General features: G+C 63.9%; 9 protein-coding genes. 3 read left to right on the top strand and 6 right to left on the bottom strand.

The window, feature by feature from the left end; all coding sequences use genetic code 11:
- Positions 1-73: 73 nt before the first annotated feature.
- Entirely contained in the window at positions 74-439 is a 366-nt protein-coding gene (locus AC3WJR_RS01525; RefSeq protein ID WP_354284666.1) for a response regulator, read from the bottom strand.
- Between the two features lie 274 nt (positions 440-713).
- Here AC3WJR_RS01525 and AC3WJR_RS01520 point away from each other — a divergent pair, with 274 nt between their 5' ends.
- The gene (locus tag AC3WJR_RS01520; protein ID WP_354284855.1) at positions 714-1,430 is read left to right on the top strand and encodes a FadR/GntR family transcriptional regulator; all 717 of its coding nucleotides are present in this window, start codon (positions 714-716) and stop codon (positions 1,428-1,430) included.
- 36 nt (positions 1,431-1,466) lie between these two features.
- On the opposite strand, the gene AC3WJR_RS01515 is transcribed toward AC3WJR_RS01520, so the two are convergent.
- The 3 genes from AC3WJR_RS01515 to AC3WJR_RS01505 form a co-directional block, all read right to left on the bottom strand.
- Positions 1,467-2,552 (bottom strand): alpha/beta hydrolase, encoded by a 1,086-nt coding sequence (locus AC3WJR_RS01515; protein WP_492721690.1) that lies wholly within the window; start codon positions 2,550-2,552, stop codon positions 1,467-1,469.
- Between the two features lie 135 nt (positions 2,553-2,687).
- Positions 2,688-3,713, bottom strand: a complete 1,026-nt coding sequence (locus AC3WJR_RS01510; RefSeq protein ID WP_492721688.1) for a cupin-like domain-containing protein — start codon at positions 3,711-3,713, stop codon at positions 2,688-2,690.
- Positions 3,710-4,393 carry a SapC family protein gene (locus tag AC3WJR_RS01505; RefSeq protein WP_492721686.1) on the bottom strand — a complete coding sequence of 228 codons (684 nt, stop codon included), beginning with the start codon at positions 4,391-4,393 and terminating at the stop codon, positions 3,710-3,712. The genes AC3WJR_RS01510 and AC3WJR_RS01505 overlap by 4 nt, the downstream gene beginning before the upstream one ends.
- A gap of 266 nt (positions 4,394-4,659) precedes the next feature.
- Between AC3WJR_RS01505 and AC3WJR_RS01500 the strand changes: the two genes are divergently transcribed.
- A complete protein-coding gene (locus tag AC3WJR_RS01500) occupies positions 4,660-7,737 on the top strand; it encodes a TonB-dependent receptor (RefSeq protein WP_492721684.1) in 3,078 nt (1,025 codons plus the stop codon).
- A gap of 72 nt (positions 7,738-7,809) precedes the next feature.
- Positions 7,810-9,351 (top strand): tryptophan halogenase family protein, encoded by a 1,542-nt coding sequence (locus tag AC3WJR_RS01495; protein WP_492721683.1) that lies wholly within the window; start codon positions 7,810-7,812, stop codon positions 9,349-9,351.
- 95 nt (positions 9,352-9,446) lie between these two features.
- Here AC3WJR_RS01495 and AC3WJR_RS01490 read toward each other — a convergent pair whose 3' ends face one another.
- On the bottom strand, positions 9,447-11,114 hold the full coding sequence (locus AC3WJR_RS01490; RefSeq protein ID WP_492721681.1) for a GH39 family glycosyl hydrolase: 1,668 nt from the start codon (positions 11,112-11,114) through the stop codon (positions 9,447-9,449).
- A 105-nt stretch (positions 11,115-11,219) separates the two neighbouring features.
- Positions 11,220-12,116: a diacylglycerol/lipid kinase family protein gene (locus AC3WJR_RS01485; protein ID WP_492721680.1), complete on the bottom strand. Its 897-nt coding sequence runs from the start codon at positions 12,114-12,116 to the stop codon at positions 11,220-11,222.
- Between the last annotated feature and the right edge of the window lie 107 nt (positions 12,117-12,223).

Here is a 12,223-nt window from a genome sequence, read left to right as displayed (position 1 = left end):
TGTGGGGCGACGCCGCCCCGAGTTTCCAAGAGATACGGGCGACGACCGTCAAAGACGTCATTCTCCCGTCATTTCAGGCAGTAATTGCGTCGACCTGTTCGATGAACGCCGCCATTCGGATCGTTTTCGTGACGAAAACGTCCGCTCCCGCCGACCGGCACGACTCCTCGTCCTGGCGACTGCTGAGAACAGTGACCGCCATGACCGGGATGTGCTTCGTGAGCGGGCTCGCCTTGAGCTGACGGATGATGTCGCGCCCGTCGACATAGGGCAACCGGATGTCGGTGATGATCGCGTCGGGCTGGCTGGCGACGGCTTCGAGATATGCCATCCGTTCGTCGGCCACCAATACGGATTTGTGCCCGGCATTTTCCAGCCACGCAGCGAATAATTTGCGATGAAGCATGTTATCTTCGATCACCAAGACCGTCTTCGTCATACCCACCTTTTATGTCGCATTCTTCCCTACCGGATAGGGAAGAAGGGCACCCGTGTCCAAGATTCGGTAATAACCCATTAGTCACAAAGTTCCCGTGGGATACCGGATGCGCGCTCCCGTGCCAGCTACCCCGGCCGAGCGGGCGATCGGCTGGCCCCCAATCGCCCAGATAGTTCCGGTTTCCGTCGCACCGCGCGCCTGCTAAGCACTTGCTGTGGATAACGCGAAGCTTCTTCCGGCAGCCAGTGAGCGCGACGCCGCGCCGGATACCGAATTGCCCGCGCGGCAACCCCGCGGCAAGGGACGCCGGTTGCGCGGCGCCATCGCGCACAAGCTCGGCGTGGCGATTCTTTCAGGGGAATTCGCGCCGGGGCAGACCTTGTCGAGCGAGGTCGTCTTCGCCGAATCGCTCGACGTGTCGCGCAGTGCCTACCGCGAGGGTATCCAGGTGCTGATCGCCAAGGGGCTGGTGGAAAGCCGCCCCAAAGCCGGCACGCGCGTATTGCCCCGCGAACGCTGGAACCTGCTCGACCCCGATGTGCTTGCCTGGGCGTTTGCGGGCGAACCCGACCCGCAACTGGTGCGCAGCCTGTTCGAGCTGCGGGCGATCATCGAACCTGCCGCGGCGGGGCTGGCCGCGACGAATCGGGATCGCACCGACCTGAAACAGATGAAGGAAGCGCTCGCGGCGATGCGCCGCCATTCGCTCGCGACCGATCTCGGCCGCGCAGCGGACCGACAGTTTCACGACGCGATCCTGCGCGCGACGCGCAACGACGCGCTGGGCGTACTGAGCGCATCGATCGGCGCGGCCGTCAGCTGGACAACGCAGTTCAAGCAACGGTTGCGGGCATTGCCGCGCAACCCGATTCCGGATCACGTGCTGGTCTATGACGCGATCGTGGCGTCCGACGCCGCGGGCGCCAGCGCGGCGATGCGGCGACTGGTCGACCTTGCGCTTGAGGATACGCAAAGCGCGATGGCCAGCTGACCGCGCTGTGTCAGCACCACTGTGCCGCCGGTTCGGTCAGCGTACGGCCCTGGTCACGAGGTTCTTGCCGAAGAACGGAATTACATGATCCTGGAACCGCACGGCGACATCGCTGACGTGCGTCCCGGGATAGATTTCAAAGCTGTTCACGATCCCGTAGCGGTCCATTGCGGCATGAAGCTTGACGGCATCATCCTTCAAACCGTCCTGATCCCCGACATCCATCGCGATCGCACGATATTGCCGCAGATTGCCGATGTATTGGTCGACGAAGGCTAGCGGTGCGTTCGCGGCCCAGCGCGCCAGCACATCGGGTTGCACGACACCGTTCTTCGTCGGCAGATCAAAATAGAAGGGCGGGTTCTTGGGGTTGGGCGACCAGGCAGCGGCGGTGGCGAACTGCGCGCGTCCGCCGAATGGCAGCGCAGCCGCAGCCTCCCGCGTCTGCACCGCTTCGAGTGCTGCACCGGCCTTTGCATCAAATTGTCCCGCATCGCGTGCAGACAGGCAGCACGGGCTCATCATGTAGATGGCGCCGAACATATCGGGGTGACGCATCCCGATCCGGGTCGTGCCATACCCACCCATCGAATGCCCAGCCAGACCCCGGCTGCGCCGGTCTGCCATCGTCCGATATTTCGAGTCGATCGCGCGAATCAGGTCGCGCGCGATGAACGTCTCGAAATCCCCCGTGGTCGACGCGCTGGAATACATCGACCCGTTATGGACGGTCTTGGAATCGGGGATGACCACGATCATTTCCGGGGCACCCTTGGCGAATGCGCCCTCGATCGTCTGCGGCACGTGGATCTCGCCGATCCACTGCTCCGCCCCGATCGAATAGCCGTGCAGGGCGTAGAGCACGGGATAGCGTCGCGTCGGACTGGCGGCGTAGCTCGGCGGCAATACCACGATGACGTCGCGGTCCGCGGCATTGCCCTCGAGATTACCGACGATCGTCGGCGCATGGATCTTGATCCGCTCCATCGTGACCGGGCGGGCCCCTGCGACGGGCGGGGGAACGTGGGTGGGTACCTGCGCGGCACCGGGCGCGGCAACAGCCGTCAGCAGCACGAGCGCACAGGCGGCTCCGATCGTACGTCCACGCCAAAGCTGCGCCACTTTTCGACGATCGTTCCGCATAACCATCCCCTCCGCGCGCTTTGCGCCCCCTGCCGCAGCGTTCGCGCGGCAGTATCTTGTCCGTCTATTCGATCGTCCCGTCAAACGCTGAAGCGTTGATCCGGAAGCGCGCCCTCAACCGCCCCGCAGCGTCTTCATCACCCACGTACGGATCCTGCCGTAATTGCCGCCGCCCAGCGCCCCGAGAATGCCATGCTGCGCGTCTGGCAAATGCGCGAGCGGATGCCCATTCGGACGAAAGACGTAATGATCGAAGAACGCACGCCACGCCGCGCGTTCAGCGGGCGGACGCTCGGCGATCGCGATCATCGACAGCAACATCGCCGTATAGGGAGCATCGGGCCCGGCGGCGAAGCCATCCCACCAGTAATTGACCAGCATGTTGAACGGGGCAGTCGCCTCGACCGAATGCCACCATAATTTGGGCATGTACAAGGCATCGCCCGGCGCGAGATCCACGACCATCGCGCGCCCCCGCGCGGCGGGGAAATCGGGATAGCGTGGGTCATCGGTGTCAGCGCCGGCCGCAAGACTGATCGGTTGCCCCGCCATCGTATGGTCGATCGGGCCGACATACAGGTTTCCGATCGCGTCGGGCGGATAGAGCGTGAAACGGCGGGTTCCCGCGACGACGCACGCGAGATTGTCGAACGTATCGTAATGACAGGCGACCGACGATGCCGTCCCCAGCCAGATTCGCGGACGGGCCGTGGCCGGTACGATCGCCACGGTGTTGTCGGCTGCAAAGCCCGGAAGATAGGCATCGGTCGGGAGCGACCCGAGATAGACAGACTCGGTTCCTGGTGCATCCGCGGCGGCGACGATTCGGGCGAGCGCATCCCCGAACCGAAGGCTTTCCCGAGTGAAGTTGAAGCCCGCCAGATCCTTCCCATAGGTATAGCGGCCCGCAATTGTGGGGTCTCCTACGAATGCCTCGGCAGTCCGCCCGGCATCGAGCCGTGCGAGATAGGCGACCAAGGCCGCGCGCGACTGTCCGGACGCTTGCGTTGCCGGCCAGTCGCGACACAGGCCCCGCAGGACGACCGGCATGCCGGGGCGGGCAACGTCGCGAACGAACGCGTCGAGATCCCCTACGCTCGCGCCATCGACGTCGCGAACCGCTAGCTGCGCGCCCGTCATCCGGCGGCGACCCGATCATTGCGCAACCGCGCCAGGCGTCGGATGTGCTGCAGCGAGGCGATCACGCTGTAGACGCGCTCCAGGTCGCCCGAGCGGAACAGCTCCAGCACGACGCCATCGTCCAGCTCGGCGAGCGCGTCGCGGCTTATGGTGTACAAGCCTTCGACACTCAGCCGCTCGCCGTCGTCGAAACTGAACGACAGATCGATCGGTTCGACCAGCTTGAGCGACAGCAGACGCGCGATGAACGCATTAGTCCGTGTAACACCGGCATGGAGCTGCCCCAGCGCCCTTTGGACCGAACGTAGCGCCGGGGTAGCGTCACCATCGGTTTCGAACACCGGCGAACCACCCCCAACGGCGAAGCGCGAATGCTCCGGATCGATCGCGATCGCGTCTTCAGCGATATAGAACCCTTCGCGCACAACGTCATGCAGACGACTTGCCAGCTCGCCATCGGGCTCGTCACGAACAAGGTTCTCCCCGGGCTTGAGCCCGAGCATGGCACCAGCATAGAAGTCGCCGGTTTCCGCATTCTTGCAAAACAGGATGGGAAAGTGTGCGCCAGCCGACTCGATCTCGTCGAGAACGACTTGCACGAAATGCCGGTCACCCGACGTCGGTGCGGCCATTTGGAGTGTGGCGTGGGTATGAATGTTCAATACTTCCAACGTCGCCATGCCAGTCACTCTCTCCGCTTGCCCCGTCGTTGCAGGATACCTTGCGCCGGATACCGCGCCGAAGCCTTCTCGCAAAGCTGCAATACCCATTTATCCAATACACCGACAAAACGCTTGCATCCCCAAAGTGGTAGCGATACCACCCCCATCGACACAATGGTCAAGTGAACGACCGAGGTCCACGCGATTCTATCGGCAAACCGCCTGGCGGGCCGGCAGAGCAGCGCGAATAACCGATGAGAAAAATCTCATAAAGGAGGGGATCGATGAAGCATTTTACCCAGCACGACGGCTCCAGTTTCGCGACGCGCCAGCGCCGAAAAGGACTCCTCGTCGGAGCAACCAGCTTGGTTGCGCTCACACTCGCGGCACCAGCGCTTGCACAGACCGCTGACGCGCAAAATGCGCAGACGAACCAGCCCGCCCCCGTCCAGCCGGCCGTTGCAGCCCCCGCCGGCACCGTGACTGCCAGCGAAGCCGGCACCCCGCAGGATCAGGCAACCCAGCCCGCGATCGGCAACACGGCGGGTGCCGAAGGTGAGGACATCATCGTCACCGGCCTGCGCGGATCGCTCCAGCGCAACCTCGACATCAAGCGCAACGCCACCGGCGTGGTCGACGCGATCTCGGCCGAAGACATCGGCAAATTCCCCGATTCGAACGTCGCGGCATCGCTTCAGCGTCTTCCCGGCGTGTCGATCCAGCGTTCTGGTGCGCGTGGCGAGCCAACCGGCATTACCGTCCGCGGCTTCGGTGGCGATTTCAACACCACCCTGTACGATGGCCGTCGCATCGCTTCATCTGCTGCGTCTCCCGGCGGGGGCGCTCCGGCCAGTCGCCAGATCGATTTCTCGACCGTGGGCTCCGATTTCATCGGCGGGCTAAGCGTGCTCAAGACGCCCGACGTGACGCTGTCGTCCAACTCGATCGGCGCTACCGTCAACATCGAGTTCCCCAAGCCGTTCGACCACCCTGGCTTCCGCATGGCGGCAAGCGGCTCGGGTTCGATCCAGGACCGTTCGGGCAAGGTCGTCCCGACCGCGGGTCTGTTGCTCAGCAACACCTTCGCCAACGATACGCTCGGCGTGCTCGCCGACGTGATCTACACGCGCCGCGACACGACCAGCAACCGCGTCTCGGTCTCGGGCTGGGCCGGCGGTTTCTACGCGCCGTGCCAGCTCGCCGGATCGACCGCCACGACCTGCGCACCGTCGACCGACGTGTCGGCGACTGCCGCCAATCGTGCGAACATCACCGGCTGGTTCCCGCAGCAATATGTGATCAGCCAGGAAAGCACCAAGGACGAGCGCGTCGACGGTCGTATCGCGCTGCAGTGGCATCCTTCCGAGTCGGTGATGGTCACCGTCGACGACAATTTCTCGCGTCAGGAAATCGTTACCAACGTCCCCGCGCTCGGTGTGTGGTTCAACCAGGGTGCGCTGCGTAACGTCACACTCGACGGCAACGGCACTGCGGTCAACTTCAGCCAGCCGAACGGCTCGCCGACCGACTTCACCGCAGCGCTCAACACGCAGGTGATTCAGACCAACCAGCTTGGCGGCAACGTCAAGTGGGACGTATCGGACAATTTCTCGCTCAACGGTGACGTTGCCTGGGCAAAGAGCTGGCTCAACCCGGACGGTGATACGATCGGCAGCCAGAACGGTGATATCGGTTATGGCGGCGCGCAGGCGAACAGCGCAGGCGTGTCGATCAACGGCAGCAGCAACAGCAGCTTCCCGTCTCTCACGCAGACCGGTCCGCAGGGCAATGCTGCCAATTTCCTCAACCAGGGGATCATCGGCTCGCACGTCGTCGTCAACCAGACGCAGAACAACACGGACGATCTCAAGCAGGGACGTCTGACCGCGACGTGGAAGCAGGACGATCTGACGATCAAGTTCGGCGGCCAATATTACGAAGACAAGTTCAATCTGAGCAACAAGAGCACGTTCACCAACAACTTCTGGCAGGCCTATGCCGGCTACGGCGGACCGTCCGGCCAAGGTTCGGGAATTTCGCCGCTGCCCTCCAGCCTGTACCAGGGCACCGTCAACCTCGGCAGCAACTTCATCCCCGGCTTCAAGGGAACGCTGCCGTCCTCGCTGATCGTTTTCAGCCCGGTCGCCTATCAGAACTATTTGAGCAGCCTTGGCAACCCGCAGGCGACGCGCGTGCCGGGCTTCAACTATCCGACTAACACCACCGATGGTTTGAACGGTTTCACCGGGTCGTTCGACCAGCAGGTCGATCCCAACAGCGTCCAGCAGATCACCGAGAAAACCTGGTCGCTGTACATGAACGTGGCGTTCCAGACCGAAGTGGCGGGGATGCCGTTCCACTTCGCGGCAGGTGTCCGCAACGAGAACACGCACCTGACCTCGGTCGGTCAGGGTCGTCTGCCCACCTCGATCACGACCAGCACCGCGGATCCGACGTTGCTAAACGTCGCGTTCGGCACGATCTCGCCAATCAGCGCGCGCAGCAACTATTCGTATCTGCTGCCGTCGATCGATACGAAGCTGGAAATCACAGACAAGCTGCAGGTGCGTTTCGATGCGTCGCGCACGCTGACGCGACCGGGCCTAAGCAACCTCAACCCGGTGCTCGCGGTCGGCGTCGGCCAGCGTGTCGGTGCATTGACCGGCAGCGGCGGCAACCCGAACCTCAAGCCATATCTCGCGGACAATTTCGACGTCGCGGCGGAATGGTATTATCAGCGCAACTCGTACCTCTCGGTCGATTTCTTCCTGAAGAACGTCAGCAACTTCATCGTTGGCGGCGTGACTCGGCAGGCAATCAACGGCGTGATCGATCCGACGACCGGCTCGCTCGCCAACTTCGCGGTGTCGCAGCAGGTCAACGGACCCGACGCGACGGTCCGCGGCGTCGAGCTGGCGTGGCAGCAGGTGTTCGGCAGCTCGGGCTTCGGGTTCAATGCGAACGCGACGTTCGTCGGCACCAACAAGCCGTATGATCCGACCAACATCTCGCAGACCGGCTTCGCCGTTACGGGCCTCGCCAACTCCGCGAACTTCGTCGGTTTCTACGACAAGAAGGGCTTCCAGTTCCGCACCGCGGTCAACTGGCGCGACAAGTATCTGCTCCAGTTCGGCCAGAACCAGAACACCAGCAACTTCGGGGCCGAGCCGACCTTCGTCAATTCGAGCCTGCAGGTCGACCTGTCGACCAGCTACGATATCAACAAGCACTTCAGCGTGTTTGGTGAGGCGATCAACGTCAACAACAACCAGCAGAGCACGCATGGCCGCTTCGCGAACCAGCTGCTCGACGTGTACGATTACGGCCGCCGCTTCGTGGCCGGGGCCCGCTACCGCTTCTGATGTTCCTCCCCTGGGGGGCGCCGTATCGGCGCCCCCTTTTTTTTGCCCCCCAATCTTTGGTAACCGGTTGCCATGCAGACCGTCCGCAACATCGTGATCGTCGGCGGCGGCACCGCCGGCTGGCTGACCGCAGGGATCATCGCCGCGCGCCATCAGGGCCGGATGCCGGCTGGCTTCACGGTAACACTGGTCGAATCCCCCAACACCCCGATCATCGGCGTCGGCGAAGGCACCTGGCCCACGCTCCGCTCAACGCTGTCCAAGATGGGCGTGTCGGAAAGCGACTTCTTCCGCGAATGCAACGCCTCGTTCAAACAGGGCGCACGCTTCGCGCGCTGGACCACCGGCGAACCCGATGAGGGCTATTACCATCCGCTGATGCTGCCGCAGGGCTTCACCCGCGTGAACCTCGCCGAGCATTGGATCGCGGATCCCAAGGGCCAGAGCTTTTGCGACATGGTGTCGCCGCAGGGCCTGTTGTGCGACGACGGGCTGGCCCCGAAGACGATCGCGACCCCCGAATTCGAGGCGGTCGCCAATTACGCTTACCACCTCGACGCGGGAAAATTCGCGGGCTTCCTTCAGCGGCATTGCTGCGAAAAGCTCGGCGTGCGCCATGTCCTCGCGGACGTACAACATGCAACCCAGGCCGAGAATGGCGACATCCTCAGCGTCGTCACCGAACAGGCGGGCGAGATCCCCGGCGACCTGTTCATCGACTGCACTGGCTTTGCCGCGCTGCTGATCGGCAAGACGCTGGGTGTCCCGTTCAAGAGCTGCGCCGATACGCTGTTCTGCGACACCGCGCTGGCGGTGCAATTGCCGCACGAGGACCCCGACGGGCCGATCGCGTCGCACACCATCTCGACCGCGCAATCCTCGGGCTGGATCTGGGACATCGGTTTGCCGACGCGGCGCGGGGTCGGGCATGTTTTCTCCAGCAGCCATATCTCGGACGATGCCGCCGAACAGGAACTGCGCGCCTATCTCGGCCCCGCGGGCAAGGACCTGCCGGTTCGCAAGCTCGCGATCCGCGCGGGGCATCGCGAGACCTTCTGGAAGAACAATTGCGTCGCGGTCGGGCTTGCGGCGGGGTTCCTCGAACCGCTCGAGGCATCCGCGATCGTGCTGATCGAGCTGTCGGCGAAGCTGATCGCCGAGCAAATGCCGGTGTGCCGCGAAGTGATGGACATCATCGCCGCACGCTTCAATGCGACGACCCACTATCGCTGGGGTCGGATCATCGACTTCCTCAAGCTGCATTATGTCCTGACCAAGCGTACCGACAGCGACTTCTGGCGTGACAATGTCCGGCCTGAGTCGATCCCCGACCGGCTCCGCGACCTGCTGACGCTGTGGCAATACCAGCCGCCGTGGTTCCACGACGAGTTCGACCGGGTCGAGGAAGTCTTCCCCGCCGCCAGCTATCAATATGTGCTGTACGGCATGGGCTTCCAGACCCAGGTCGAGCGCGCAGCGATCGCGGGCGATACGCGCATCGCCGATCAGGCGCGCCGCGAGGCGGCAACGCAGACCGCGCGGATGCGCCAGGGCCTGCCGCGGCACCGCGACCTGATCCGCAAGATCGTCGAGCGGGGGCTTCCGACAATCTGACCTGTCCTTCGACCCGGGTCCGTCATCCCCTGCCCCGGTGCGCGCGCCAACGCGCGGCGCGACTGGCTCAGCTTGCTGCCTTAGCCGTAGCCACGCTACGGCTGCAGCTCGACCAGCACGACGCCCTGGCGCGGGATGCGCAGGTCAATGCCCGCCGCGGTCATTGCGATCGGTTCCGCAACCAGCCGCGACGCCGCCTTCAGCTTTGCGACCTGATCCGCGGTCGGTTTCGCCGGGCTGCCAAGGTCCTGCCACGCACCGAACGCATTGGCGTGAGTCGCATCGACCCGCCACAGGCGCGCCGTCTGCCCGTGCTTGCCACCAAGTGCGACATGCACCGCCGCGTCAGGCCCCGGCACGTCGTCGTCGTGATAGTTCCACAACAGGATCGCAACCTTCCCGGCCCGGTCACGCGTCGCCAGCGCGCCGACGTCTGGCGCGCCGCGAACGCCGTTCTGTACGATCGTATCCAGCGCGATCTCGCCGTCGCTGGTCGCCGCGACCTGATCGTCACCGAGCTTCGCGAACAGGCGAAACACGTTAAGCACCGCGAGATCGACACCGTTGCTGGCAAGCTGACGATAGCCCGCGAACCACGGTTGCCCGACGAACGTGTACGACCACGACAACGCCCCCTCCAGCGTCACCCCGCGCCGCCGCGCCAGGGTCCACAACCGAGTGTAACTCGCGGCGGTGTAGCTCGCGTAAAGCGGACCGTTGCGATAGGCGTTCGCGGGACCGGGGCATGCCGCGCACCCCTCAGGGTCATTCTCGCCGATGATGATCGGTTTGCGCGCGAGTGCCGGGATGGCGGCGATCTTGGCGAACCCGGCATCCGCAGTCTTCAACTGGTTGGCGATCCCCATCCGGACATGCCCGTCGACCACGCTCGGCTGCCCCTTGGCGTGGAAGGAGAGGAAGTCGGTCAGCGTGCCGACCTTGCCGGTCGCATAGTTCTTCCCCGTCGTCACATGCGTGAGGAAATCGTCCATGAACGCATCGCCCGACCCGGCGACGTCGGGCCCGCCGACCCGCGCGGTCGGCAATGCGCGCCGGACCGCGTCGATCGCGACATCGTGCATCCGGTAGAATTCCTGCGGCTTGCCCGACCAGTAGAAATCGAGATTGGCTTCGTTCCAGACCTCGAAATACCAGCGCTCGACCTCGGCGCGCCCGTAGCGCGCGACATTGTGGCGGGTCCATTGATAGACCAGCTCGCCCCATTTGGCATAATCGTTGGGCGGGTACGACCAGCCCGCGGTGATCCCCTTATAGTCGTTGCCCGGCTTCCACGCGCGGCGATACGGCACGCCCTTGGGGGCCGCCGACAGGGCCTCGGGCATGAAGCCGATCTCGAGATAGGGGCGCACGCCGCGGGCACGATACGTGTCGATGATGCCGTCGACGATATGCCAGTCGTAGACGGGCTTGCCGTTCTTCTCGGTATAGACGTTCGTGCTGCCCCATTTGAAATCGGCCGTCCCATCGCCGGTCGTCAGCAGGTTGTGCGCGCGGAAATAGACCGCATCGGGCTTCAGCTTCCCGAGTTCGGTGAGCAGGGCGGCACCATCGGGCGCGGTCGCGTAGTTGGGCTCGTCCGCCCCGAAGAAACGCCAGATCGGCGGAAGCGGTGCGACAATCCGGTCTGGATCGACGCGAACCGTCACAGGAATTGGCGGCAGTTCGGCGGATGGAGCGGCGGTTGCCGGCCCGCTCGACAGCAACACTGCGCTCGCCTCGACTGCAAAGCTGCTCAACCGCATCGTTATCTCCCTGTCGCACGGTCACGCTCTTTTGTGCGTGTCCGTCCGGGAGAGCGCTAACACGGAACCTGCGAAGTCAAAACGGCTTGTCTCGAAGGATCTGGCTTAACTGTTTGCCGCAACGGCCACTTCGATCGCGCCAGGGGCGATCCTGGCCGTCACCGGCGTGCAGGCGAGGACTTCGCCATCGATCGAAATGCGCTGCGGCGGGTCGATCGTCACCTTGAAACACTCGCCGACGAAATCGCGGCTGCACGCATCCTTGTCCCGCAGCTTGAAGAATTTGGCATACCAGTCCTTCGCGAGCGCGACCTTGCTCTGCCCGACCACCGCCTGCAGCAGCAGTTTGCGCGAGCCGACGTCCGCCGTATCCGACAGCGCAACCCCGCCGTGATGCCGCCCGTTGAGGATCCGCAATTCGGTCGCCCACAGCGTTTGCGATTGCGTGCCGTCGTCGATCGTCAGCCGAAACGCCCGGAACCGCACCGAACATTTGAGCGCCCACATCAGATAACCGGCGCGCCCGGCATAGCGCTTGAGCTTGTGCGGCACGGTTTCGCCGATCATCGTCGACAGCCCTATCGAAGCGCCGTTCACGAAGTAATCGTCGTCGATCATGCCCAGATCGACCCGCCGCCGTTGGCCATTGGCGATCACGTCGATCGCGCCGTCCAGATCCAGCGGCAGATGCAGCGACCGCGCGAAGCTGTTCGCTGTGCCGAGCGGGAGCACGGCGAAGACGCAATCCTTCCCCACCACCTCGTCGACGACGCCCGAAAGCGACCCGTCCCCACCGCCGACGATCACCATCGGTGCGCCGCTGGCGACGACGGTGCGCATCGTTGCTTCCATCTCGTCGGGATCCTTGACCGCATGGCAGGCGGTGAGGATCACGCCTGCAGCCACCAGCTTATCCCGCGCGGTCTCGAACAAATCCTGGCCCTTGCGCGAATGCGCGTTGATGATCAGCGCAGCTTCGCGCGGCAGGGGCTTTGTTTCCATTTCGCAACAACACATGAACTGCGCGGTTGCTCCGGCATCGTGCAGTTAAACCGATCACGCCTTCCGCACGGCACGGTTGACCGGCGCAACCGCAATCGTCAGGCGGA

This window comes from Sphingomonas sp. FW306-05-A, from assembly GCF_058782275.1.
This window is presented reverse-complemented; position numbering and strand designations above follow the sequence as displayed.